This is a genomic window from Microbacterium sp. NPDC088619, assembly GCF_044752825.1.
Classification (GTDB): Bacteria; Actinomycetota; Actinomycetes; order Actinomycetales; family Microbacteriaceae; genus Microbacterium.
Map to the genome: position 1 here is coordinate 2,359 of NZ_JBIVLZ010000001.1, position 22,787 is coordinate 25,145.

Consider the following 22,787-nt stretch of genomic DNA (forward strand, 5'->3'; position numbering starts at 1 on the left):
GGCTGATGCTGATGCTGATGCTGATGCTGATGCTGATGCTGATGCTGATGCTGATGCTGATGCTGATGCTGATGCTGATGCTGATGCTGATGCTGATGCTGACGTGGATGACGCCGACGTGGATGGCGAAAACGCTACGGACGTCGATGTTGCTGACGCTGACGAGCCTGAGCCTGAGCCGTCCATCGACGACGAGGTCCGTGAGCTGCTCGGCGAAGACGACGCTGACGCCGACGACTCGAACGCGAACGCGAACGACACAGTCGCGGACTCCGCAGCATCCGATTCGCCGAAGGAGGCGTAGTGGGGCTGTTCTCCAAGAAGCCCGCGTTGCGCACCCCGCTCGACGGCGTGGACGCCGTGCTGGCTGATCTGGATGGCGTCGTCTACGCGGGCCCTGGTGCTCTGCCGCATGCGGTGGAGAGCCTCAACGCCGCGGCGTCGACCGCGCGGCTCGGGTACATCACGAACAACGCGTCGCGTACAGACGCGTCGGTCGCCGAGCACCTGAGCAGCCTGGGTCTCGACGTGGCACCCGCTGACGTGATCACCAGTCCGCAGGCCGCGATGCGGCTGCTGGCCGGTATCGTCCCGCCACCCGCCACACTTCTGATCGTGGGCGGAGCAGGACTCGTCGACGAGGCGGAGAAGGCGGGCTACACCGTCACTCGCAGCGCCGAAGATGCTCCGGACGCCGTCGTACAGGGCTTCGCCCCCGAGGTCGCGTGGACGGATCTCGCCGAGGCGGCTTTCGCGCTGAAGGTCCCGGAGGAGGAGGGCGGCATCCCGTGGATCGCCACCAACACCGATTGGACGATCCCCCGGGAGCGCGGCGTCGCCCCGGGCAACGGGACGCTCGTGTCTGCTGTGCACACAGCGATCGGCCGGCTCGCCACCGTCGCCGGCAAGCCGGAGACCCCGATCTTCGAAGAGGCGACAGCGCGATTCGGGGCGAAGAAGCCGCTGTTCATCGGCGACCGCCTCGACACGGACATCCTCGGGGCCGTCCGCGCAGGAATCGACTCTGCTCTGGTGCTCACCGGCATCGATCGACCGAAGCACGTGCTCGCCGCGCCTGAGGGGTCGCGCCCGAAGTACATCCTCAGCGACCTTCGCGAACTGCACCAGCCGTACCCGGAGGTGACGTCGAAAGACGGAGTCCACTCGGTCAACGCCGCGTCCGTGCGTGTCGTCGGCGCCGACGTCGAGATCATCGCGGAGGGAGATTCGCAGATCGATCTGCTTCGTGCCGGCGCATCCGCGATCTGGGCATCCGGAACACCGGTGTTCGTGCTGCGAGTGCCCGAGCGCCTCTACGACGACCCGTTCCATCGGCCCTGACCGGCGTGCGTCGCGTCGCCGTGCCTCCGCCGACGTGTCGGCGCCGCCGCGTACAGTAGAAGCGTGAGCGATGAGACGACAAACGCACCGACCGACGGTCTGTGGAGTCGCCTGCGCCTGATCGAGGGGCAGCCTCTCGCTGCCAGGGCAGACGCATACTCCGGGCTGCACGACGAACTGTCCCGCCGCCTCGACGGCGGTGCGAAGCTCGACCAGCGCGACGCGCCGGGCTCCCGATGACGCGACTCGACGCCGCCCTCGCCGCGCGAGGTCTCGCTCGCTCGCGCACGCACGCTGCGACGCTCATCGCAGGCGGTCTCGTCAGCATCGACGGCCGCCCTGTCGTGAAGGCCTCGACGCCGGTCACGGACGCCTCGGAGCTCACTGTGGCAGGCGCCGATCATTACGTCGGTCGGGGAGCGCACAAGCTGATCGCCGCTCTCGACGGATTCGGAATCTCTGCCGAAGGCCGCCTCGCGCTGGACATGGGTGCGTCCACCGGCGGTTTCACACAGGTGCTTCGTGAGCGCGGAGCGCGGCGTGTTCTTGCCGTCGACGTGGGGCACGACCAGATGGCCGCAGCCGTGGCATCCGACGCCGGCGTCGTGGTCGTCGAGGGCTACAACGTCCGCCACATGACTCCCGAGAACCTGCAGGAGGTCACTGGCGAACCGGAGGCTCCCGACCTCATCGTCGGCGATCTGTCGTTCATCTCCCTCGAGCACGTGCTGCCTGCGGTCGCCTCGGTCGCCGCGGCGAGTGCAGACATCGTCCTGCTCGTGAAGCCGCAGTTCGAAGTCGGGCGCACCGCGGTGCGCGGTGGACTCGTCACCGATCCGGCCACGCGGGCGGACGCGGTCGCGCGGACAGCGTGGAGCGCGTGGGATGCCGGACTGAGCATGCTCGGCATCCTGACCTCGCCGATCCTCGGAACGCACGGCAACTCGGAGTATCTCCTGCACCTCGCGCCGGGGCGCGGCAGCGATCCGTCAGAATGGTCAGACCGCATCAACGCACTGGCAGGGAGACGATGAACGAGCGCAACATCCTGGTCGTCGCCCACGCCGGCCGGGAGGCCACCGTCGAGGCGGCCCGCAAGGTCGTCGACGAACTCCGCGGTGCCGGCGCGCGCCCGGTGCTCCCACCCGATGAGAGCGGCGATCTGCGAGCCGTCGACCCCCATTTCGCCGATGTCGACATACTCGGCGAGACGGTGCAGCAGGACGAGCTCGAACTCGCGATCGTACTCGGCGGCGACGGCACGATCCTGCGCGCCGCCGAACTGGTGCGCGGCTGCTCGGCCCCCGTGCTCGGCATCAACATGGGCCACGTCGGATTCCTCGCCGAGATCGACCGGGACGACATGGATGCCGCTGTGCGGCGCGTCATCGATCGCGACTACGAAGTCGAAGAGCGCCTGGCGCTGTCGGTGCGCGTCAAAGACGTCGACGGTGCCGTCGTGTACGAGACCTTCGCGCTCAACGAGGCCACGGTCGAGAAAGCCAGCCGAGAGCGGATGATCGAGGTCGTGCTCGAGATCGACGGTCTTCCCCTGTCGAGCTTCGGCTGCGACGGCATGGTCGTGTCCACGCCGACCGGATCGACGGCCTACAACTTCTCGGCGGGCGGACCGGTGATCTGGCCCAGCGTCGAGGCCATCGCGGTCGTGCCGCTGTCGGCTCATGCGCTGTTCGCCAAGCCGCTCGTGGTCAGCCCCGACGCTGCCGTGGCCATCGAGATGCTCGAGGGCACGTCGGGCTCCGGCATCCTCTGGTGCGACGGCCGCCGCTCGCATGACCTGCCTCCGGGCGCACGTGTCGTGGTGCGCAAGTCCTCGCGTCCGGTGCGTCTGGCGCGCCTGCACCCCACGGAGTTCACCAATCGACTGGTGCGCAAGTTCCAGCTGCCGGTCGCCGGATGGCGCGGACAGGGGGCGGCCTCGTGATCGAGGAGATGCGGATGCAGGGACTCGGCGTGATCGCCGACGCCGTGCTGCCCCTGGGCGCCGGATTCACCGCGATCACCGGCGAGACCGGCGCGGGCAAGACCATGGTCGTGACCGGCCTCGGGCTGCTGCTCGGGCAGCGGGCCGACTCCGGAGCCGTACGAGCCGGTGCGGCACAGGCATCCGTTGCTGGTGTGTGGATCGTGCCTGAGACGGGCGACGTCGCCGACATCGTCGCCGATGCCGGGGGAGAACTCGAGCCTGCAGGCTCCGGGGTCGCTGAGCTGTACGTCTCCCGCACATTGAGCGCCGAGGGCCGCAGCCGCGCGAGCGTCGGAGGACGCGCGGCGCCGGCGGGAGTGCTGTCTGCTCTGGCCGAGGAGCTGGTCGTCGTGCACGGTCAGTCCGAGCAGCTGAGGCTGCGCTCCTCCGCGGCGCAGCGCGATGCCCTCGATCGCTTCGGAGGCGCGCCGATCGCCAAGGCGCTGGACGCCTACACGTCGTCGTTCACGCGGTGGCGCGAGCTGGATGCCGAGATCGCCGACATCACCGAGAACCGCGACCGCCGAGCCGAAGAGGCATCACGCCTCCGCGAAGCGCTCGCACTCATCGAGGCCGCTGCTCCCGAACCGGGGGAGGACGTCGAGCTGTCCGCGCGGGCAGAACGTCTGGCGAACGCCGAAGAGCTGCGACTGGCCGCCACTCTCGCGCACAGCGCCCTCTCGAGCGAAGAAGGCGAGCCGGATGCGTCCGCTCTGATCGCCGAAGCCCGTCGGGTGCTCGAGCGCGTCTCCGACACCGCTCTCACCGACATCTCGGCCGCTCTCGCCGACATCGGCTACCGCATCGCCGATGTCGCAGGGCAACTCTCGGCCTACCTCGCCGATCTCGATGAGACAGGACCGCACGAGCTGGCGGCCGTCGAAGAGCGACGGGCAGCTCTGGGCACTCTGATCCGCGCGCACGGTTCTTTGGATGAGGCTCTCGAGCTCTGGCAGACGGGATCGACGAGGCTCGCTGAGCTCGACGACGACGGCGAGCGACTCGAGCGCCTCGAAGCCGAACGCGATGCCGCCCGTACGGATCTCGATGCACATGCTGAGGCCCTGACGGCGGAGCGCACAGCGGCTGCCTCTCGGCTCGGCGTAGCCGTCAGCGAGGAGCTCCACGCGCTCGCGATGCCGGATGCGACCCTCGAGGTCGCGGTGACACCGGGCACGGAGAGCGCGCACGGTCGCGACGACGTCGCCATCCTGCTCGCACCCCACCCGGGGGCCGAGCCCCGCGCTGTCGGCAAGGGTGCGTCGGGCGGTGAGCTCTCGCGCGTGATGCTCGCGATCGAGGTCGTCATCGCCGGAACCGACCCCGTGCCGACCTTCGTGTTCGACGAGGTCGATGCCGGCATCGGCGGTGCCGCGGCGATCGAGGTCGGCCGACGACTCGCCCGACTTGCAGAGAAGTCCCAAGTGATCGCGGTGACGCACCTCGCTCAGGTCGCCGCGTTCGCCACCAACCATCTCTCGGTCGTCAAATCCAGCGACGGCGCAGTCACCGCATCGAGTGTCCGCCGTCTCGAGGGGCAGGAGCGCGAGGCCGAGATGGCCCGACTGCTGTCCGGATTGACCGATTCGGATGCCGCCATCACCCACGCCCGAGAACTTCTCAGCCTCGGCACCCTCACCTCCTGATAGGATCGAAGCCCGTGATGAACTCTTCTTCTGCGGGGCCCAAGAACGACACGACCAAGCACATCTTTGTGACGGGTGGTGTCGTTTCGTCTTTGGGTAAAGGGCTGACTGCCGCAAGCCTCGGCAACCTCCTCACGGCCCGCGGACTCCGCGTCGTGATGCAGAAGCTCGACCCGTACCTCAACGTCGATCCGGGCACCATGAACCCGTTCCAGCACGGCGAGGTCTTCGTCACGGACGACGGCGCCGAGACCGACCTCGACATCGGACACTACGAGCGGTTCCTCGACATCAACCTGTCCGAGGCCGCCAACGTCACGACCGGCCAGATCTACTCTCAGGTGATCGCCCGCGAGCGCCGCGGCGAGTACCTCGGCGACACCGTGCAGGTCATCCCGCACATCACCGATGAGATCAAGCGCCGCATGCGGCTGCAGGCGACCGAAGACCCGCGTCCTGACGTGATCATCACCGAGGTCGGCGGCACGGTCGGCGACATCGAGTCGCAGCCGTTCCTCGAGTCGGCTCGTCAGCTCCGCCACGAACTCGGCCGCGACAGCGTGTTCTTCGTGCACGTGTCGCTGGTTCCGTTCATGGGCGCGTCCGGCGAGCAGAAGACCAAGCCGACGCAGCACTCCGTCGCGGCTCTCCGTCAGGTCGGCATCCAGCCCGACGCGCTCGTGCTGCGCAGCGACCGCCCGGTGAGCGAGAGCAACCGCAACAAGATCGCTCTCATGTGCGACGTCGACGCCGAAGGCGTCATCAACACGGTCGACCTGCCGAGCATCTATGACATCCCGTCGACGCTCAACGACCAGGGTCTCGACTCGTACATCGTGCGACGCCTCGGTCTCGATCAGAAGGCCGCCGACGAGGTCGACTGGACGCGCTGGAGCAAGGTGCTGCACGCCGTGCACAACCCCAAGCACGAGGTGACCATCGGTCTGGTCGGCAAGTACATCGACCTGCCCGATGCGTACCTCTCGGTGACCGAGGCGCTCAAGGCCGGCGGTTTCGCTCAGGAGACCAAGGTCAACATCCGCTGGATCCCGTCGGACCGCTGCGAGACCCCTGAGGGTGCGAAGGAGCAGCTCGGCGAGCTCGACGGCATCTGCGTCCCCGGTGGATTCGGCATCCGTGGCATCGAGGGCAAGCTGGGGGCGCTGAAGTTCGCGCGCGAGCAGGGCATCCCGACGCTCGGCCTCTGCCTCGGCCTGCAGTGCATGGTCATCGAGTATGCCCGTGATGTGGCCGGCATCGCCGACGCATCCTCGAGCGAGTTCGACCCGCAGACCACGGAGCCCGTCATCGCCACGATGGCCGAGCAGGTCGAGATCCTCGACGGCGGCGACCTCGGCGGCACCATGCGTCTCGGCCTCTACCAGGCCGCACTCGCCGAGGGATCCCTGGCGCGTGAGCTGTACGACGCACCCGAGGCCTCGGAGCGCCACCGTCACCGCTACGAGGTCAACAACGCCTACCGTGCGCGTCTCTCCGAGGCCGGTCTCGTGTTCTCCGGCGTGAACCCCGAGCTCGATCTGGTCGAATACGTCGAGCTGCCGCGCGACGTTCACCCGTACTACATCGCGACGCAGGCGCACCCGGAACTCCGCTCGCGTCCGACCGCCCCGCACCCGCTGTTCCGCGGGCTGGTCGGAGCCGCGATCGAACGTCACCGCTCCAGCGAGCTGTTCGACGTCGAAGCCGATGCGTGAGTTCGGCGGAGCCGATGCGTGAGTTCGGCGGAGCCGATGCATGAGTTCGGCGGAGCCGATGCCTGAGTTCGACGACCTGCGCGACGAACCCTTCGAACCGGAGGTTCTGCGCAGCGATCTCGTATACGAGGGTGCCGTGTGGAACGTCCGCGACGATCGGGTGCGGTACGGCGACGGAGAGATCCGCCGCCAGTACGTCGCGCACACGGGCGCCGTCGCGATCCTCGCTCTGGATGACGAGGGGCGGGTGCTGCTGATCCAGCAGTACCGGCATCCGATCCGTCACCGCGACTGGGAGCTGCCTGCCGGGCTGCTCGACGTGGCTGGCGAGGAGCCGCTCGAGGCCGCTCGACGCGAGCTCGCCGAAGAGGCGGATCTGGTCGCGGCGCACTGGGAGCCGCTCGTCTCGACGTGGACGACTCCCGGCGGGAACGACGAGCTCATCCACGTCTTCCTCGCCACCGGCGTCTCAGCGGCGCAGAACGCGCATGCTCGTGAGGACGAAGAGGCTGACATCCGCGTGGAGTGGATTCCGCTCGACGCCGCGGTCGCAGCGGTCCTCGACGGGCGGATGCGCAACGGCATCCTCGGCATCGGCGTGCTCGCGGCCGCGCAGAGGCTGCGCGACCGGAGCTGAGCATGCAGCTCGATCGAGCGTTGGACACCTATCTGCGCCACGTCACGATCGAGCGCGGTCTCAGCGATCACACGATCGCCGCGTATCGTCGTGATCTCGGTTCCTACGTCGAATGGCTGGATGCCGAGGGCATCACCGACACGGCGGAGATCAGCGCGGCCGTCGTCGGGCGGTTCATCGCCGATCGATCGGGCGCCGATCCTTCCCCGGCCGCGACGAGTCTTGCGCGGCTGCAGTCGTCCGTGCGCGGGTTGCACCGATTCCTGGCGCGTGAAGGCATAGAACAGGATGATCCGAGCGGCCGTCTTCGTCCGCCGAAGGCCCCTCGTCGTCTGCCCAAGGCGCTGACGATCGACCAGGTCGAGCGCCTGCTCGGCGCACCCAGCGCCGAAGATCCGATGGGGATCCGGGACAGGGCCCTCCTCGAGCTGCTCTATGCGACCGGCGCTCGAGTGTCCGAGGCCGTCGGTCTCGACGTCGACGACCTCGCCCACGGCGATGTGCTGCGCCTTCGGGGCAAGGGGTCGAAGGAGCGCATCGTGCCGATCGGCTCGTTCGCTCGTGTCGCGGTGGATGCGTATCTCACCAGGGTCCGCCCGGGGCTCGCGGCGAGGGGGCGAGCATCGGCCCGGCTCTTCCTCGGTGCACGCGGCGCCCCGTTGTCCCGACAGAGCGCATGGCTCATCATCCGCGCGGCGGCGGAGCACGCGCACATCACCGCCGAAGTGTCGCCGCACACGCTGCGGCACTCGTTCGCGACACACCTGCTGCAGGGCGGCGCCGACGTGCGTGTCGTGCAGGAGCTGCTCGGTCACGCCTCGGTCGCGACGACGCAGATCTACACCCACGTGTCGGTCGACACCCTGCGCGACATCTACGCCACATCGCACCCGCGCGCCCGCTGAGACAACGGCGCACGAGGCGAAATCGCGGGATCGCCGGGGCTGAGGCGGTGATCCCGTCGGTCGATCGGTAGACTCGACCGAGCACGAAAGAGCAGGAGAATCGGTGGCTGAGAACGCGGCGAAGTCCAGGGCGAAGACGTCGAAGAACGACGACACCCCCATGGGACCCACCGGGCGTCCCTATCACGGCTTCGCGACCCCTGAACCGCTCGCCTCGCACGGGCCCGCACGCATCATCGCGCTGTGCAACCAGAAGGGCGGCGTCGGCAAGACGACGACCGCGATCAACCTCGCAGCGGCCCTCGCCGAATACGGCCGCAAGGTGCTTGCAGTCGACTTCGACCCGCAGGGTGCCCTGTCCGCCGGACTCGGCATCCAGACGCACGACGTGCCGACCGTGTACGACCTGCTGCTCGACACGAAGCGCGATGCCCACGACGCGATCGTGCCTTCGGGTGTCGACGGTCTCGACGTGATGCCCGCGAACATCGATCTGTCCGCCGCCGAGGTGCACCTCGTGAACGAGGTCGCCCGCGAGACGATCCTCGCGCGTGTGCTCCGTCAGGTGGCGGGGGAGTACGACGTCATCCTGATCGACTGCCAGCCTTCGCTCGGTCTGCTCACGGTGAACGCGTTGACCGCGGCTCATGGCGTCATCATCCCGCTCGAGTGCGAGTTCTTCGCGCTTCGTGGTGTGGCGCTCCTGATCGAGACCATCGACAAGGTGCGAGACCGGCTGAACCCGTCGATCACGATGGACGGCCTTCTCGCCACCATGTACGACCCGCGCACGCTGCACTCGCGTGAGGTTCTCGAGCGTGTGGTCGAGGCGTTCGGCGACGATGTCCTGGAGACGGTGATCGGTCGCACGGTCAAGTTCCCGGATGCGTCGGTCTCCGGTGTGCCGATCACCGAGTTCGCTCCGGAGCACGCTGCCGCGCAGGCGTACCTGCGGCTGGCGCGGGAGCTGGTCACCCGTGGCGCTGTCGCCTGAGCTCGAGCCGTCAGACACACCGGCTCAGTCCGACACACCGGCTCAGTCCGTCTCGCCAGCAGAAGCGGCATCGGATCTCGATGTCGAGGTGATGGAAGAGGCTTCCATCTCGGACGACGGATTCCGCGTCTCGCTGTCGAACTTCGACGGTCCGTTCGATCTGCTGCTGAACCTCATCTCGAAGCACGAGATGGACATCACCGAGGTGTCGTTGAGCGCTGTCACGAACGAGTTCATCGCGTATCTCAAGGAGCTCGACGACGATGAGGAGCTCGACCAGGCCTCGGAGTTCTTGGTGGTCGCGGCGACGCTGCTCGATATGAAGGTGGCCGGTCTGCTTCCGCAGGGCGAATTGGTGGATGCCGAGGCCGTCGCGCTCCTCGAAGCCCGAGACCTGCTCTTCGCGCGCCTTCTGCAGTACCGCGCATTCAAAGAGGTGTCTGCCTGGTTCGCGCGCTGCCTGCAGCGCGAGGATCGGCGCCACGCGCGTGCAGTGAGGCTCGACGAGAAGCACCGGCGGAAGACGCCTGAGCTCGTCTGGTCACTCAGCGCCGATGATTTCGCTGCACTCGCTCTCCTGGCGTTCGCGCCGAAGGAGATCCCGCATGTGGGACTCGATCACCTGCACGCGCCGCTCGTCAGCATCCGCGAGCAGGCAGCCATCGTCGTCACGCTGCTTCGCGCTGCGGAGTCGGTGAGCTTCCGCGAGCTCGTCGCGGGCGTCAGCGAGCCGGGAATCGTGGTCGCGAGGTTCATCTCCGTGCTGGAGCTCTACCGGCACGCCGCCCTCTCCTTCGAACAATTGGAACCGCTCGGCGAGCTGACGCTGCGCTGGGCCGCCGACTCCTGGTCGGACGAGACACTGGCATCGCTGGGAGCCGACTATGACCGATGATGTGACTGAAGCGACGACCGGCGCTGCGACCGAGGACATAGTGCGCGAGTCGCCGCTGTCCGAGCGAATCGAGGCGATTCTGCTCATCATCGACGAGCCGATCGGCCTCGTCGCCCTCGCTGCGGCCGTGGGCTCGCCGGTGGCGGCTGTGCGGCAGACGATCGAGACGCTCGTCGACGACTACGACGGCAAGGGCCAGGGCCCGCGTCGGGGCTTCGAGCTGCGCGAGGTCGGCGGCGGATGGCGCCTCTACGTACGCGAGGACCACGACGACGTCGTCGCGGAGTTCGTCGGCGGGCAGGCGCCGGCGCGGCTTTCTCAGGCGGCCCTCGAGACGCTTGCCGTGATCGCCTACAAACAGCCGGTCACGCGCAGCCAGGTGGCGTCGATCCGAGCAGTGAATGTCGACTCGGTCGTGCGCACGCTGCTTGCTCGAGGCCTCATCACCGAGCTGTTCGCAGACTCCGAGACCGGTGCGATCAACTACGGCACGACAGATGAGCTCCTGCAGCATCTGGGCATCAACTCGCTCGACGAGCTGCCACCGATCTCTCCTCTGCTCGACGACGGCGCAGACGGTTTCGACGAAGGGACCATCCGATGATCTCGGTCGGTTCGATGACGTCCGCGCGCGCGGACGCGAGGCACAGATTCAGTTTCAACGAAGGGACCATCCGATGAGCGGCTTCGAGACACCAGAGGGCATCCGCCTGCAGAAGGTGCTGTCGGCGGCGGGCGTGGCCTCACGACGCGTGATCGAGCAGTACATCGTCGAGGGACGCATCCGGGTGAACGGGCAGACCGTCACCGAGCTCGGACGCCGCGTCGACCCCGAGACCGACCTCATCGATGTGGACGGCACCGCGGTGCAGCTCGATGTGTCGAAGCGCTACGTGATGTTGAACAAGCCGACCGGAGTGGTCAGCAGCCTTCGCGACGAGAACGGCAGGCCCGATCTGCGCGTCTTCACCGACGACTATGAGGAGCGCCTGTACAACGTCGGGCGACTCGATGCGGAGACCAGCGGGCTGCTCGTCCTGACGAACGACGGCGACCTCGCACACGTGCTCGCTCACCCGTCGTTCGGCGTCACCAAGGTCTACATCGCGAAGGTCGAGGGCGAGGTCACCGCGCAGACGATCTCGAAGCTCACCAAGGGCATCGATCTGGACGACGGTCCGATCGCGGCGGACAAGGCGCGCCTGCTCGACACCTCTCGTGGGTCGAGTCTCGTCGAGCTGACGCTGCACTCCGGACGGAACCGGATCGTCAGAAGGATGCTGGCGGCCGTCGGCCATCCGGTGACCGAACTCGTTCGCCGCCAGTTCGGTCCGCTGCACCTGGGAACCCTCCCGGTTGGGAAGACCCGCGAACTGACTAAAATCGAACTCGGCGCACTCTTGACTCTGTCGCGCCGTGATTCCGGTGTCGCCGAGGCGCCAGGCGAGCAACAGGAGAACGAGTGACCGATACGACGAGTGCGCCCGCGGGGGCTCGGAGTTCTGTCGCGCCGCGAACCGCGGCCAGGCTCTCCGGCACCGTACGGGTGGTCGGCGCCGGTCTGCTCGGCGCGAGCATCGGTCATGCACTTCGCGCCAAGGGCGTGGATGTGGTGCTCGCCGACACTTCGCCGGCGCAGCTGCGCCTCGCGATCGACTACGGAGCGGGCCGCTCGGCCGCCGACGACGACTCGCCAGCACTGATCGTGGTCGCCGTGCCGCCCGACGTCACGGCCGATGTCATCGAGTCGGAATTGACTCGTTTTCCGCACGCCGTCGTCACGGACGTGGCGAGCGTCAAACTCGAGCCCTTCCACAGTCTGCAGCGACGCGGAGTCGATCTGACCCGTTACATCGGCTCACACCCGCTCGCGGGGCGCGAGCGCGGCGGCGCGATCTCCGCGCGGGCAGACCTGTTCATCGGACGCCCGTGGGTCGTCTGCCGTGACGCCGACACCAAGGCAGCAGATCTCGCACTCGTCGAGGCGCTGGCTCTCGACGTCGGGGCGATGCCGCTCGAGATGACTCCGGAGGAGCACGACCGCTCGGTCGCGCTCACCTCTCACGTTCCTCAGGTCGTCGCGAGCCTGCTCGCCGGACGGCTCGCCGAGGCGGATGAGGGTGCGCTGCGGCTCTCCGGCCAGGGCGTTCGCGACACGACCCGCATCGCGGCATCCGCCCCTGAGCTCTGGGTGCAGATCCTCGGAGCGAACGCCGGGCCGGTGGTCGAGATCCTCGACGCTCTGGCATCCGACCTCCGGGAAGTGTCCGACGCGCTGCGCGCGCCCGAAGCTCCTGGCGCTCGGCGCGTGGTCGCCGAGACGATCCGACAGGGCAATGACGGTGTCGAGCGTCTCCCGGGAAAGCATGGACAGAACCAGCGGTTCGAGTCTCTCGTCGTGATGATCGACGACACGGCAGGACAGCTCGGTCGTCTGTTCGGCGAGCTCGGAGAGCTCGGCGTCAACGTCGAGGACCTGCGTCTCGAGCACTCACCGGGAGCACAGTTCGGACTCGCCGAGATCAGTGTCGAGCCCGCAGCGCTGCACGGCGCGATCACCGGACTCCAGGAACGCGGCTGGCGGATTGCAGGGACGACCAATGACTGACTTCATCGCGATCGACGGACCCGCAGGTTCCGGCAAGTCCAGTGTGTCCAAGGCAGTCGCCCGCACTCTGGGCTTCGGCTACCTCGACACGGGATCGGCGTATCGCGCCCTCGCCTGGCATGTGCTCGATCGAGGGGCCGATACGGCGGATGCCGCTGCGGTGCTCGACGCCGTCGCCGACTTCCCTGTGCGACTCGGTCTCGACCCCGACGATCGCACGGTGCGCGTCGGCGATGTCGACGTCACGGACGCGATCCGCGAACCCTCCGTCTCGGGCGCCGTCAGCGGCGTCGCCCGTGTCCCCGAGGTGCGCGACCAGGTCAACCGTCTGTTCCGCACCCTCGTCGCAGAGGCGCCATACCCGGCGGTCGTCGTCGAGGGACGCGACATCACCACCGTGGTTGCACCCGACGCCCCGGTGCGCATTCTTCTCACGGCTGCACCCGAGGTGCGCGCCGCACGACGTGCCGGCGAACTCGCCGGCGAGAACGCCGAGACCGTCGCGGCCGCACTGCACAAGCGCGACGCTTCAGACAGCGCCGTCGTCGACTTCCTGAACGCCGCAGAAGGCGTCGAGGTCGTCGATTCGACGGAGCTCGATTTCACACAGACCATCGACGCCGTCCTCGCGGTGATCGAACGAACCCGAGGAGTACACCATGGCTGACGACGAATACGAAGGCGGCCCCGACCAGCTCGCCGAGAAGATGGCGCAGCTCGACGAGCAGCTCGCCGAGGCACGTGCGGAGACGCTGCGCGCGGGCCTCGCCGACTACGACCTCGACGATGAGGATGCCGCGCTCCTCGCCGGCATCACGATGGGTGAGGACGGCATCCAGTTCTTCCCCGCATTGCCGGTGGTGGCGATCGTCGGTCGCCCGAACGTCGGCAAGTCGGCGCTCGTGAACCGCATCCTCGGCCGCCGCGAGGCCGTCGTCGAGGACACCCCCGGCGTGACCCGCGACCGCGTGACGTACAAGGCCGAGTGGGCCGACCGTCGCTTCTCGCTCGTCGACACCGGAGGTTGGGAACCCGACGCACGAGGCATCGACCGCTCGGTCGCCGCGCAGGCGGAGGTCGCGATCGACCTGGCCGATGTCGTGCTGTTCGTCGTCGACGCGATGGTCGGCGCCACATCGACCGACGAGCACGTCGTGAAGATGCTGCGCAAGAGCGGCAAGCCCGTCTTCCTCGTCGCGAACAAGATCGATGACGCCCGCCAGGAGCCGGAGGCGGCAGCCCTCTGGAACCTCGGTCTCGGTGAGCCGCACCCGGTCTCGGCCATCCACGGTCGTGGTGTCGCAGACCTGCTCGACGCGCTGCTGAAGACGCTCCCCGATGTCTCGGCCGTCGCGAAGGCCGAGATCGGCGGGCCGCGTCGCGTCGCGATCCTGGGTCGGCCGAACGTCGGCAAGTCGTCACTGCTCAACAAGGCCGCCGGCGAAGAGCGAGTGGTCGTCAACGACCTGGCCGGCACGACCCGCGACCCCGTCGATGAGATCGTCGAGCTCGGCGGCAAGCTGTGGCGTCTGGTCGACACCGCCGGCATCCGTCGCCGCGTGCACATGGCCCAGGGCGCCGACTTCTACGCCTCGCTGCGTACATCGGCCGCGCTCGAGAAGGCCGAGGTCGGTGTCGTCGTCCTCGACGTCTCCGAGTCGATCAGTGAGCAGGACGTTCGCATCATCGACCTGGTGCTGGAGTCCGGGCGTTCGCTCGTGCTCGCGTTCAACAAGTGGGATCGCCTGAACGACGACGACCTCGAGAACGCTGATCGTCGTCGCTACCTCGAGCGTGAGATCGAGAAGGACCTGGCGCACGTCGCCTGGGCCCCTCGCGTGAACATCTCGGCGAAGACCGGCCGCCACCTCGACAAGCTCGTCCCGGCGCTAGAGACCGCCCTGACGAACTGGGACCGTCGCATTCCCACCGGCAAGTTCAACGCGTTCCTCGCCGAGCTGGTCGCGGAGCACCCGCACCCGCTGCGAGGAGGCAAGCAGCCGCGCATCCTGTTCGGCACGCAGGCGTCGACTCGGCCGCCGACGTTCGTGCTGTTCACGACCGGGTTCCTCGACCCGGGATACCGTCGATTCATCCAGCGCCGCCTGCGCGAGCTCTACGAATTCGACGGAACGCCCATCGTCATCAACATGCGAGTGCGCGAGAAGCGTCAGCGCTGAGCCGCAAGCCGGGTCACACGTGCGCGCAGCTGTTGCCTCGTGTGACCCGGATGCGTGCCGATCCCCTGATGCTGTGACAGGCTGAAGGGGTGACTGTCGTACCTCCCGCCGCAGGCGAGCCCCGCCGCCCCGATGGGCCCCGGAACCCTGGAGACGCCTGGGTGATCGCCCCGTCGGGAGAGAAGTACTGGGGGCGTTTCGGTGCCGCGGGCCTGCTGGCGTTCGACTCCGACCGTGGAATCCTGCTGCAGCACCGCGTCTCATGGAGCCACTTCGGCGGCACCTGGGGACTGCCCGGCGGTGCGATGCACCAGGACGAGAGCGCGATCGTCGGCGCTGTGCGTGAGGCGCAGGAGGAAGCGGGGGTGCCCGATGGTTCCGTGCGACCGCGGTTCACCAGTGTGCTCGATCTCGATGTGTGGTCGTACACGACAGTGATCGCCGATGTGGTGCGTCCGTTCGAACCGGTGATCAGCGATCCGGAGAGCGTGGCACTCGAATGGGTGCCGGTGGACGAGGTCGACTCTCGACCTCTGCACCCCGGTTTCGGCGGCGCCTGGCCGGCGCTTCGTGCCCTCCTCGAGGTTCGTCCTTCGCTCGTCGTCGATGCCGCGAACGTGGTCGGCTCAGTGCCGGACGGGTGGTGGAAGGATCGCGCGGGTGCGGCAAGTCGTCTCGCTTCGCGGCTCGAGGGTCTCGCCGTGCCTGCGTCAGACCTCGGGCTGGGTGGAACCCTCTGGTTCCCGCAGATCGCCCTCGTCGTCGAGGGGCAGGCGCGCGGGATCTCCACGCCGTCGTCATCGTCATCGTCTGGTGCTGGTGCTGGTGCTGGTGCTGGTGCTGGTGCTGGTGCGGAGGCCCCCGAGCTGCTTCCAGCGGGAGGGGTGTCGATTGTGCGCGCAGACGCGGCAGGCGACAATGCGATCGTCACCGAGGTCGAGCGTAGATCTCGTGCGGGACAACACGTCGTCGCCGTCACGAGCGACCGCGAGCTGCAGAACCGCGTCGTCGCGGCCGGCGCCGCGCACGTGCTCTCCGCCGGCTGGCTGTTGGGTGTGCTGCCGTAGCAGGCTTGACCGCCTGCAACTGTGATGGCTCCCGTAGGGGCGGCTGCAGCCGCGACCGCTCCCGCCGAGACGGTTCTCCAGTCGCAACAGGTGCAGGCGTGACGGCGCTCGCTGGATGGCTCCACACGGAGCGCGTCGTCGCGATCAGACGAACATGACCCGTCGACGAGGCGGGTCTGCGTAGTCTCTGCCGAGCGGACTGGTCCAAGTAACAGTTCCATCGGGAGTCTGACGGGCCGTCCACCGATGCCGTTCATCGATGTCGGGGTGTTTGAGTGAGTGGTGGGTGGTGCAGAAGTGGCTGAGGTTGTCGATGCGTGTCCGTCCGCCGCGAGCGTGGTCATGGTTGTGGTCGATCTCGCAGCGGTGCACCGGCATCCTGCACCCGGGGGAACCTGCAGTGTTCGTCTCGCGCTCGAAGGAAGCGTTTCATCTGCGCTGTGGGGGAGTAGGAATCGGTCTCTGTCACCAGGCCGGTCGCATCGAGGAAAAGGCGCGACCATCCGGTGCAGTGCCCCGCGAGTCTGCGCGCGACATCGGGATCGAGTGGTCCGTGTCCATCGAGCTCGGCGGGGCGGTCGTCATGTCCGGCGAGAGTGCTCGCAGCGACCGTGACCTGAATGCGGGCCGAGACATTCTCGAGTCCTGTGCCGTTCGCTCGGCTCGGATCAGAGGAGAGCAGCAGATCGGACAACAGATCGGCGCGGATCTGATCGAACGTGCGGGTATCGCCGGAAAGGTGCTCGATGTCGGGACTCGCCGGGTCGGTCATCGGATCGATCAGGTCGGCGAGCGGATCGGTGACGAAGGTGCCGTCGGCGGCGATCACTCCGGTCTCGAAGTACGCGTCGTACCGGGGATCTTCGGGGGAGAGATCGGAGAGGCGGAGGGAGGCCTCGGACTCGTCGTCGAGCGGCGCGAGGATCGGCTCCCGCTCGTCGCGGGTGTGGGCGATGTGTCGAGCCATTCGCGTGAGGCGATCGGAGATCGCCACGGCGACCCACTCAGGCAGAATCGCCGTGAGAGCAGCCAGGCCATCGCCGACCGACCTGACGGTGACACAGCGTTCGGCCGTCGCGCGCCGCTGGGTCTCGACGACGGTCTCGCCCACGAGACGGGCCGCGACCTTACGAGCGTGGGGCTTCGTGCGCGACGCGGTGTCCTGCTCGGCGACAACGAGCACTGCGGCCTCGTAGAGTCCCATCGTCGCGGCTTCCACGCGTCCGTCGCGGATCGCATCGTCGACGATCTCGCTGGCTCGCACGATCTCACGCACATGGTGCGCAGTGATCGAGCCCGCCGCAAAGGAGGCGAACACGGCAGGCAGTGCCCGTGACAGGGTGCGCGCATCGGTGAACGCGTACTCGACGGAACCCTTCGGGATATGCCCCGCCGCGGAGTACTCCGCGATCATCGAGCGATAGATCGCGTCACGGTGGTGGGGGCTCTGGGAGACGTCGGTGTCGTGCACGCGGATGCGCTCGACGAGGAGCGCGTACGACTCGGCTTCAAGGGCCGCGATCCGGCGCCGCGTGGCGAGCCAGTCATCGAGCAGGCGGCGGCGCTCCTCGAGATCGAGGTCGAGATCAGTGCGCTGAGCCATATCCTCAGTGTAGAAGATATGTTCGAATCAGACCAGCGTCAGCCCTGGAATATGCCGTCATCCTCGTATCCTCGACCCCGCAGCTTGTCGATATCGCGTCGCTCGCGTTTAGTGGGTCGACCCGCACCTCGATCACGCAGTCCGAGAGCGGCTTGAGGCTCGCGTTCCGGTGTGCGGTCCTCATAGGCGAGTGCCGCGACCGGCGCACCGACGCGTTTGACGAGCAGCTGGCGAACGATGAGGATCCGATCGAAACCGGCGATGCGCACACGAAGCTCGTCACCGATCCGCACGTGCTGTGCGGCCTTCACCTTGTCTCCGTTCAAGCGCACATGCCCTGCCCGGCATGCAGTCGTGGCGGCCGAGCGCGTCTTGTAGACGCGGATCGCCCAGAGCCAGCTGTCTACCCGTGCGGCATCGGCCATCAGGCACCTCGCTTTCTCAGCGTGATCACGGCGCCGGCGATGATCAGGCCCTGACCGACCGTGTACGTGGCCATGATGGTCGGGCTGCCCCAGGCCGGGAGCGAGTCCGGAAGGAAGAGCCGGAGTGCCAGCAGGGTGTCACTGGCGAGGAAGAAGGCGCCTCCGATCGCAATGAGCGGATGGCAGCGAGTGGAGAATGCTGCGGTGGCACCGAGGACAAGGCCATAGATCGCGACGGCGATCAGCAGACCGCCGGCATGTGGCCCCACGAAGGTCACCATCGCCACCCACCATGCGGCGTAGACCAGCGCCCACCAGGGCATCCGGCGCATGGCGAGGTGGCGGACGAAGAGGGTGATGTATGCCAGATGCGCGATGCCGAAGAACATCAGCATGAGCGGCACCTCCGGCGCGGCCGGGAAGAGTGCGCCCGCGCTGTCGCCGAGCCACGAGAACGCTATCGCCGCGAGAATCAGCGCCCCTGCCGTGCGCTTTCGAATCTGACGAAGCGACACCAGCACCGGCACCGCGAGCATCGGCATGAGCAGCAGTTTGGTGGGTCCGGCCGCGGGGCTGTCGAGGCCGAGCAGCGTCACATGGATCACCGAGAACGCGATGTAGGGCAGGAATGCCCACACGAGCGGGTCAGGCTGACGGCGGCGCTGCATCTCCCCATCGTAGGCGGGACTGAACCGCGCCCCTCTCGCTCAGGACTCGACGGTGACCTGCGTGATCTGACCGTCGGTGCCGAGGTGCACGGCGGGCCAGTATCCCTCGGGGAAATGCTGGCCGCAGGTGTCGATGAGGTGGAGTATGACGGTGCCGTCGGATGAGGCCTCGAGCGTCTCGAGGCTGAGGTCGGTCGCCGCGTCATCGAGCTCGTGCTGCTCGGGGGTGACGCTGCTGAACGCCGCCACGACCGCATCCGTGGCCAATCGCCGCAGAACGCTGAGAGCGGCAATGGTCTGATGGACGTGGGGGAGCAGAGCGGACGCCTCATCGATGTCTGTCCCCTCGATCATGAGATCGAGGGGTTCGCCGTTGACCACCGTGCCGCCGGCGTACCAGTCGTGGGTCAGAACGGTCCCGTCAGACAGCTCCGTCGACGCGCGCACGAGGGTGCCCAGCTCGGGATCTTCGATGGTGGGGTTCTCGTCGCTCATGTCACCACGCTAGCGGTCGATCACGGTTCGAGAGCCGAGCCGAGCGACTCGAGGTGTTCGCGCAGGATGCGGACGGCTTTCGGCCCCACTCCGTGAATAGCGAGGAGTGCACGCTCTGACGCTCCGTCGAACTGGTCGAGACGAGTGAGCCCCTGTTGAGCCAGCGCCCTACGTGCGACGGTGCCCATGGATGTCGGCAGCTCTGTCTCTTCGCTCACGTGGAGAGCTCCACTGCGACGAGAGTGCGTCCCGGCTTCATCTCGGCCCTCTCTTCGAAGCCTGCTGCCAGGAACGTGGTGAGTAGGCCGTGGAACAGGTCGTTCGTGCGCTTCTTCTCGCCCCGGGTGTCTACGGGGTAGCCCTCGATGAGTCGGGCCCCCGAGCTTCGCGCGAATTCGACGGCAGCGCGCAGCAGTTCGAGGTTGAGGCCCGAGCCTCGGTGTTCGCGACGGACCACGAAACACGTGACGGCCCACACCGAGTCGTCGTCGAAAGGCTCTGAGGAGGCTGCCGCGATCATGCGCGTGCGCGCCACCCGCTGCTGCTTCGTGCGAGGCCCGATCCGGATCCACCCGGCGGCAGCGCCGTCGACATACGCGATCAGACCGGGCGGAGGGCCTGCGTCGATCTCGTCGCGCAGCATCTCAGTGCGTTGCGGCGTGGTCGTCGCATCCCAGTCCTTGTTGCTCAGCATCGGCCAGATGCACTGGCAACTGGCGCCATCGCCCCCGCCGGTGAGAGCAGTCTGAACGTCGTCCCATCGGGCGGTCGTCGCCACCTCTGTCGTGATCGTCGCCATGCAGGTGACGGTACGCCGCGCCTCCGACACCACGCAACGCCCGGGGCTCACGCGGTTCGCGGAGGGCGGGCGTGTAGGGCTAAGATAGGGGAGTTGCCTGCGCGAGAGTGCAGAACAACGGGCTGTGGCGCAGCTTGGTAGCGCACTTGACTGGGGGTCAAGGGGTCGCAGGTTCAAATCCTGTCAGCCCGACCACAAAGCCCCGGAGAACCGCAGAAATACGCGGAACTCCGGGGCTTTTTTCATGCCCGGAAATGGTCGCAGATGCGCGCGTCCAACATGCGTCCAACATGGAGATGCTCGTCGAGAGTCAGAGAGCGCGCAGATCGCCGAGGCACAAAGCCTTCGCGCGTCGTCGCTCGGCGGCGTCGATCACCTCATCGACACGATTGGCCACAAGTGTGAGTAGGTGTTGAGGGTCTCTGTGGCGTCCTGTGTCCGAGCATCAGCTGCACGAGCTTCACAGTCGCGCCGGCGGCGACGGCGTTCGTCGCCGCAACCTGGCGCAGGTCGTGCACTGAATAGCCGGAGGCGGACTGAACCGCTCGGCGCGCCTTGAGCCAGACGCGGTTGTACCAGTTCTTTCCGTCGACAGCTGCACCGCGGACGGTGACGAAGACGAAATCTTCGTCGTCGCGGCCGGAGATGAAGGTCTCCAAGCCGGAGACCACGAAGTCGGCTAGGGGCAGCCAGCGCTTCTCCCACGTCTTCACGGGCCCGAGCTTGCGCAGACCCGCGCGGTTGACCGTCCACGTGCGGTGGATGCGGGCGCGCTTGTTCTCGAGGTCGAGATCCTTGATCTTCAGAGCTGTCGCTTCGCCGATGCGCGGGCCGCTGTTCGCGAGCAGGTTGAAGGACCCAGGCCGCGTCATCGGGGCGAAACCGGCGGCCTTCTGCCGATGGATGTTCGATCTCCTCGGCGCCGAGCCGCAGGACGACTTCACCGATGTGTTTGCAGGGTCCGGGGGAGTGATGCGTGCATGGCAGGCATTCGCCGGAATCGACGAGTGAGTGCGAGTGGTGCCGTGGCTCACGCGTCCGCGTCGGGGAATTCCATGATTGTCCACCACGGGAGTTGCGCGGGATTCACCCAGACGGTGAACATGTTGAAACTATCGGGCGTCGTCACCGATACCGCGATTGTCACGCCCGAGGAGGCACCATTCTGGAGCTGGGTGGAAAGGGTGTCTGCGTTGACACTGGGGTCGAGTCGGAAGTTAGCATTCGTGTCTCCGAGGAGGATGTGCTTAGCCATGGCCTCAGCGTAGGGGTCGCCCTGCCGACAGGGGAACACTCAGGCGAAAACCGCCTCAAACCGATCACTCTTGCCTCGGGCATACTGAGCGGATGGACCTCTTCGCGCTGCTCGCCGCGGCATTCGACGTCGGCATGAAGCTAGCTACCCTGCTCCTCGATTATCTAAAGGTCATAGTGTGGCCGGCCGTCGTCGTATGGGGCCTGTGGATGTTTCGTCGGCAGTTGCGCGACTTCATCGACCGAGTGCGCAGCGGGAAGATGGGATGGTTCGAATTCGAGACCGAGATGCGCCACCTGTCCGAGAAGTCAGAGGTGCTCCCGGACCTAGCCGCCGCTCAAGCGAGCGAGGAACAGCGTGGCGAAGTTCCTTCCACCCCAGAGGCGCCGGAGCCTGCAACTCTGCTGGGGCGGATGCTCCTTGCGTGGTCCGATTTGGAGGTCGCCGCGAGAGAGGCCGGGATTCGTCGGCAGAAGTCGGCGCAGTTCTCACGCAATCTTGTAGTGTTGTTCGGCGCTCTCGAGCACGACGGCCTGATCAGCAGGGAGGCGGTGAGCATCGCGCGGTCACTGCAGAGGGTGCGCAACAGCATTGTGCATCGCGCGACCGAGACGGTCCTGACGCCCCAGTTTGTCGATGACTTCACCGAGACCACTCGCAACCTCACGACCATCCTCCACGCCGTGCCTGCCGCGGATCCCAACGAGGCGCACGCATGACGTAAAAACGTATCAAACGTGTCCAACTGGTGTGTTAAGCTGTGCTTGCAGCTGAACCATGACCAAAGCCTCGCCGATTCGGCGGGGCTTTCTTCATGTCCGGTGTGGCTCCGCCACCACACGCTCACACCTCCCTGCAAGCGACCTGCTGCCATGACCTCGGCTGCTCGCTCGTACACCGACCCGCTCTCAGCGGGACGATCGGCGCGACTATAGCGAAACTCGCTTCCCGTCCGCCTTCCGCGCGATGTCGGCAGTGGCGTCGAGAATACCGGTCCAGCCGCCACGATCCCGACGAATAGCGCGTCGAAATACGCCGCCCGGACCCACCGCTGCCGAGGCTCGAAGTGCGCGCCGGCGCGCACTTCGGACGGAACCAAGACCATCGCTTTGCCTGTTGTGCTCTTCGATCAAGACACCTTCGCCACCCGCGGGAATCCAGAGTGCGTGGGCGAATCGGCGGTCGTCTGTATCGCTGTACGCGAGCCAGATCCAAACGTTGTCCAGATCTGCCGGCAAGATTCGAAACTCGTGGAACGCGCCTGCGACGAAGCCCGCGGGTATCAGCGGGTTGTCCTCTTCGTCGACGACTGCACCGACGATCATCGCGCCAATCAGGGTGCCCATACCGCCACCGGTGTTCGTGAGGCGCAAGACAGTCGCCAGCTGCGTATTTCGGTCGTCGCGCGCATGCACCGTGTGGGATACGCGGAAATCCCAGGCCGCCCGACGATACTGCCGTCCACGTTCTACGCGGTCCAATAGAACGAACCAGAGGGTCGCCGCAGTGAGAACCAAACTAAGGCCAGCGATGGTGAGGTTCCAGTCCATAGTCATACTGTAGGGAA

General features: G+C 67.1%; 26 protein-coding genes, 1 tRNA gene and 1 pseudogene. 19 read left to right on the plus strand and 9 right to left on the minus strand.

Translation table 11 applies throughout. The annotated features are described in order from the left end of the window. The 17 genes and pseudogenes from ACIP5T_RS00020 to ACIP5T_RS00100 form a co-directional block, all read left to right on the plus strand. Positions 1-304 (plus strand): annotated as a pseudogene (locus ACIP5T_RS00020) (hypothetical protein); the annotation flags it as partial. Next, positions 304-1,341 carry an HAD-IIA family hydrolase gene (locus tag ACIP5T_RS00025; protein WP_400859583.1) on the plus strand — a complete coding sequence of 346 codons (1,038 nt, stop codon included), beginning with the start codon at positions 304-306 and terminating at the stop codon, positions 1,339-1,341. The pseudogene ACIP5T_RS00020 and the gene ACIP5T_RS00025, both read left to right, overlap by 1 nt. 63 nt (positions 1,342-1,404) lie before the next feature. Beyond that, positions 1,405-1,581 carry a hypothetical protein gene (locus ACIP5T_RS00030; RefSeq protein WP_400859585.1) on the plus strand — a complete coding sequence of 59 codons (177 nt, stop codon included), beginning with the start codon at positions 1,405-1,407 and terminating at the stop codon, positions 1,579-1,581. After that, complete coding sequence (locus ACIP5T_RS00035; RefSeq protein ID WP_400859587.1) at positions 1,578-2,375, plus strand: TlyA family RNA methyltransferase; 798 nt, start codon at positions 1,578-1,580, stop codon at positions 2,373-2,375. Before ACIP5T_RS00030 ends, ACIP5T_RS00035 begins: the two co-directional genes overlap by 4 nt. After that, positions 2,372-3,286, plus strand: coding sequence for an NAD kinase (locus ACIP5T_RS00040; protein WP_400859589.1), 915 nt, complete (start codon positions 2,372-2,374; stop codon positions 3,284-3,286). Before ACIP5T_RS00035 ends, ACIP5T_RS00040 begins: the two co-directional genes overlap by 4 nt. Then, a complete protein-coding gene (gene recN, locus ACIP5T_RS00045) occupies positions 3,283-4,974 on the plus strand; it encodes a DNA repair protein RecN (RefSeq protein ID WP_400864531.1) in 1,692 nt (563 codons plus the stop codon). The genes ACIP5T_RS00040 and recN overlap by 4 nt, the downstream gene beginning before the upstream one ends. Before the next feature lie 17 nt (positions 4,975-4,991). Next, positions 4,992-6,689 (plus strand): CTP synthase, encoded by a 1,698-nt coding sequence (locus ACIP5T_RS00050; RefSeq protein WP_400859591.1) that lies wholly within the window; start codon positions 4,992-4,994, stop codon positions 6,687-6,689. Positions 6,690-6,747: 58 nt separating this feature from the next. Beyond that, positions 6,748-7,326, plus strand: coding sequence for an NUDIX domain-containing protein (locus ACIP5T_RS00055; RefSeq protein ID WP_400859593.1), 579 nt, complete (start codon positions 6,748-6,750; stop codon positions 7,324-7,326). 2 nt (positions 7,327-7,328) lie between these two features. After that, the gene (xerD, locus tag ACIP5T_RS00060; RefSeq protein WP_400859595.1) at positions 7,329-8,231 is read left to right on the plus strand and encodes a site-specific tyrosine recombinase XerD; all 903 of its coding nucleotides are present in this window, start codon (positions 7,329-7,331) and stop codon (positions 8,229-8,231) included. Between the two features lie 160 nt (positions 8,232-8,391). Next, on the plus strand, positions 8,392-9,225 hold the full coding sequence (locus ACIP5T_RS00065) for a ParA family protein (RefSeq protein ID WP_140038740.1): 834 nt from the start codon (positions 8,392-8,394) through the stop codon (positions 9,223-9,225). A 91-nt stretch (positions 9,226-9,316) separates the two neighbouring features. Next, positions 9,317-10,120 carry a segregation and condensation protein A gene (locus ACIP5T_RS00070; protein WP_400864534.1) on the plus strand — a complete coding sequence of 268 codons (804 nt, stop codon included), beginning with the start codon at positions 9,317-9,319 and terminating at the stop codon, positions 10,118-10,120. After that, positions 10,110-10,724 (plus strand): SMC-Scp complex subunit ScpB, encoded by a 615-nt coding sequence (scpB, locus tag ACIP5T_RS00075; protein ID WP_400859597.1) that lies wholly within the window; start codon positions 10,110-10,112, stop codon positions 10,722-10,724. Before ACIP5T_RS00070 ends, scpB begins: the two co-directional genes overlap by 11 nt. A gap of 73 nt (positions 10,725-10,797) precedes the next feature. Further along, positions 10,798-11,586: a pseudouridine synthase gene (locus tag ACIP5T_RS00080; RefSeq protein WP_400859599.1), complete on the plus strand. Its 789-nt coding sequence runs from the start codon at positions 10,798-10,800 to the stop codon at positions 11,584-11,586. Beyond that, entirely contained in the window at positions 11,583-12,728 is a 1,146-nt protein-coding gene (locus ACIP5T_RS00085; RefSeq protein WP_400859600.1) for a prephenate dehydrogenase, read from the plus strand. Before ACIP5T_RS00080 ends, ACIP5T_RS00085 begins: the two co-directional genes overlap by 4 nt. Then, positions 12,721-13,395 (plus strand): (d)CMP kinase, encoded by a 675-nt coding sequence (gene cmk, locus ACIP5T_RS00090; protein WP_290161905.1) that lies wholly within the window; start codon positions 12,721-12,723, stop codon positions 13,393-13,395. The genes ACIP5T_RS00085 and cmk overlap by 8 nt, the downstream gene beginning before the upstream one ends. Beyond that, the gene (gene der, locus ACIP5T_RS00095) at positions 13,388-14,908 is read left to right on the plus strand and encodes a ribosome biogenesis GTPase Der (protein ID WP_311259174.1); all 1,521 of its coding nucleotides are present in this window, start codon (positions 13,388-13,390) and stop codon (positions 14,906-14,908) included. Before cmk ends, der begins: the two co-directional genes overlap by 8 nt. A gap of 89 nt (positions 14,909-14,997) precedes the next feature. Then, complete coding sequence (locus tag ACIP5T_RS00100) at positions 14,998-15,975, plus strand: NUDIX domain-containing protein (RefSeq protein ID WP_400859602.1); 978 nt, start codon at positions 14,998-15,000, stop codon at positions 15,973-15,975. Positions 15,976-16,315: 340 nt separating this feature from the next. Here ACIP5T_RS00100 and ACIP5T_RS00105 read toward each other — a convergent pair whose 3' ends face one another. The 6 genes from ACIP5T_RS00105 to ACIP5T_RS00130 are packed head-to-tail and all read right to left on the minus strand — an operon-like array spanning position 16,316 to position 19,965. Continuing rightward, a complete protein-coding gene (locus ACIP5T_RS00105; protein ID WP_400859604.1) occupies positions 16,316-17,578 on the minus strand; it encodes a DUF222 domain-containing protein in 1,263 nt (420 codons plus the stop codon). Positions 17,579-17,616: 38 nt separating this feature from the next. Then, positions 17,617-18,003: an RNA-binding S4 domain-containing protein gene (locus ACIP5T_RS00110; RefSeq protein WP_400859606.1), complete on the minus strand. Its 387-nt coding sequence runs from the start codon at positions 18,001-18,003 to the stop codon at positions 17,617-17,619. Then, positions 18,003-18,671 carry a lysoplasmalogenase family protein gene (locus tag ACIP5T_RS00115; RefSeq protein WP_400859608.1) on the minus strand — a complete coding sequence of 223 codons (669 nt, stop codon included), beginning with the start codon at positions 18,669-18,671 and terminating at the stop codon, positions 18,003-18,005. Before ACIP5T_RS00115 ends, ACIP5T_RS00110 begins: the two co-directional genes overlap by 1 nt. Positions 18,672-18,710: 39 nt before the next feature. Next, positions 18,711-19,166, minus strand: coding sequence for a hypothetical protein (locus ACIP5T_RS00120; RefSeq protein ID WP_400859609.1), 456 nt, complete (start codon positions 19,164-19,166; stop codon positions 18,711-18,713). A gap of 20 nt (positions 19,167-19,186) precedes the next feature. After that, the gene (locus ACIP5T_RS00125) at positions 19,187-19,384 is read right to left on the minus strand and encodes a hypothetical protein (RefSeq protein ID WP_400859611.1); all 198 of its coding nucleotides are present in this window, start codon (positions 19,382-19,384) and stop codon (positions 19,187-19,189) included. Further along, positions 19,381-19,965 carry a GNAT family N-acetyltransferase gene (locus ACIP5T_RS00130; RefSeq protein WP_400859613.1) on the minus strand — a complete coding sequence of 195 codons (585 nt, stop codon included), beginning with the start codon at positions 19,963-19,965 and terminating at the stop codon, positions 19,381-19,383. Before ACIP5T_RS00130 ends, ACIP5T_RS00125 begins: the two co-directional genes overlap by 4 nt. A gap of 118 nt (positions 19,966-20,083) precedes the next feature. Here ACIP5T_RS00130 and ACIP5T_RS00135 point away from each other — a divergent pair. Further along, a tRNA-Pro gene (locus ACIP5T_RS00135) sits at positions 20,084-20,160 on the plus strand. Positions 20,161-20,342: 182 nt separating this feature from the next. Here the strand turns inward: ACIP5T_RS00135 and ACIP5T_RS00140 are convergent. Together ACIP5T_RS00140 and ACIP5T_RS00145 are read right to left on the minus strand one after the other, a co-directional pair. Beyond that, complete coding sequence (locus tag ACIP5T_RS00140; RefSeq protein ID WP_400859615.1) at positions 20,343-20,837, minus strand: tyrosine-type recombinase/integrase; 495 nt, start codon at positions 20,835-20,837, stop codon at positions 20,343-20,345. A 158-nt stretch (positions 20,838-20,995) separates the two neighbouring features. After that, positions 20,996-21,220 (minus strand): hypothetical protein, encoded by a 225-nt coding sequence (locus ACIP5T_RS00145; RefSeq protein WP_400859616.1) that lies wholly within the window; start codon positions 21,218-21,220, stop codon positions 20,996-20,998. Positions 21,221-21,312: 92 nt separating this feature from the next. On the opposite strand from ACIP5T_RS00145, the gene ACIP5T_RS00150 reads away from it, so the two are divergent. After that, positions 21,313-21,939 (plus strand): hypothetical protein, encoded by a 627-nt coding sequence (locus ACIP5T_RS00150; protein ID WP_400859617.1) that lies wholly within the window; start codon positions 21,313-21,315, stop codon positions 21,937-21,939. A gap of 210 nt (positions 21,940-22,149) precedes the next feature. Here the strand turns inward: ACIP5T_RS00150 and ACIP5T_RS00155 are convergent, their stop codons facing one another. Further along, entirely contained in the window at positions 22,150-22,770 is a 621-nt protein-coding gene (locus ACIP5T_RS00155) for a hypothetical protein (RefSeq protein ID WP_400859619.1), read from the minus strand. Positions 22,771-22,787: the final 17 nt, after the last annotated feature.

What these genes read in the sequence shown, in the direction of transcription:
- ACIP5T_RS00035 (WP_400859587.1), top strand. Translation starts at nt 1,578, where the DNA reads ATGACGCGACTCGACGCCGCCCTCGCCGCGCGAGGTCTCGCTCGCTCG.
- ACIP5T_RS00040 (WP_400859589.1), top strand. Translation starts at nt 2,372, where the DNA reads ATGAACGAGCGCAACATCCTGGTCGTCGCCCACGCCGGCCGGGAGGCC.
- ACIP5T_RS00050 (WP_400859591.1), top strand. Translation starts at nt 4,992, where the DNA reads ATGAACTCTTCTTCTGCGGGGCCCAAGAACGACACGACCAAGCACATC.
- ACIP5T_RS00055 (WP_400859593.1), top strand. Translation starts at nt 6,748, where the DNA reads ATGCCTGAGTTCGACGACCTGCGCGACGAACCCTTCGAACCGGAGGTT.
- xerD (WP_400859595.1), top strand. Translation starts at nt 7,329, where the DNA reads ATGCAGCTCGATCGAGCGTTGGACACCTATCTGCGCCACGTCACGATC.
- ACIP5T_RS00065 (WP_140038740.1), top strand. Translation starts at nt 8,392, where the DNA reads ATGGGACCCACCGGGCGTCCCTATCACGGCTTCGCGACCCCTGAACCG.
- ACIP5T_RS00070 (WP_400864534.1), top strand. Translation starts at nt 9,317, where the DNA reads ATGGAAGAGGCTTCCATCTCGGACGACGGATTCCGCGTCTCGCTGTCG.
- scpB (WP_400859597.1), top strand. Translation starts at nt 10,110, where the DNA reads ATGACCGATGATGTGACTGAAGCGACGACCGGCGCTGCGACCGAGGAC.
- ACIP5T_RS00080 (WP_400859599.1), top strand. Translation starts at nt 10,798, where the DNA reads ATGAGCGGCTTCGAGACACCAGAGGGCATCCGCCTGCAGAAGGTGCTG.
- cmk (WP_290161905.1), top strand. Translation starts at nt 12,721, where the DNA reads ATGACTGACTTCATCGCGATCGACGGACCCGCAGGTTCCGGCAAGTCC.
- der (WP_311259174.1), top strand. Translation starts at nt 13,388, where the DNA reads ATGGCTGACGACGAATACGAAGGCGGCCCCGACCAGCTCGCCGAGAAG.
- ACIP5T_RS00105 (WP_400859604.1), bottom strand. Translation starts at nt 17,578, where the DNA reads ATGGCTCAGCGCACTGATCTCGACCTCGATCTCGAGGAGCGCCGCCGC.
- ACIP5T_RS00110 (WP_400859606.1), bottom strand. Translation starts at nt 18,003, where the DNA reads ATGGCCGATGCCGCACGGGTAGACAGCTGGCTCTGGGCGATCCGCGTC.
- ACIP5T_RS00115 (WP_400859608.1), bottom strand. Translation starts at nt 18,671, where the DNA reads ATGCAGCGCCGCCGTCAGCCTGACCCGCTCGTGTGGGCATTCCTGCCC.
- ACIP5T_RS00120 (WP_400859609.1), bottom strand. Translation starts at nt 19,166, where the DNA reads ATGAGCGACGAGAACCCCACCATCGAAGATCCCGAGCTGGGCACCCTC.
- ACIP5T_RS00130 (WP_400859613.1), bottom strand. Translation starts at nt 19,965, where the DNA reads ATGGCGACGATCACGACAGAGGTGGCGACGACCGCCCGATGGGACGAC.
- ACIP5T_RS00140 (WP_400859615.1), bottom strand. Translation starts at nt 20,837, where the DNA reads ATGACGCGGCCTGGGTCCTTCAACCTGCTCGCGAACAGCGGCCCGCGC.
- ACIP5T_RS00145 (WP_400859616.1), bottom strand. Translation starts at nt 21,220, where the DNA reads ATGGCTAAGCACATCCTCCTCGGAGACACGAATGCTAACTTCCGACTC.
- ACIP5T_RS00150 (WP_400859617.1), top strand. Translation starts at nt 21,313, where the DNA reads ATGGACCTCTTCGCGCTGCTCGCCGCGGCATTCGACGTCGGCATGAAG.
- ACIP5T_RS00155 (WP_400859619.1), bottom strand. Translation starts at nt 22,770, where the DNA reads ATGGACTGGAACCTCACCATCGCTGGCCTTAGTTTGGTTCTCACTGCG.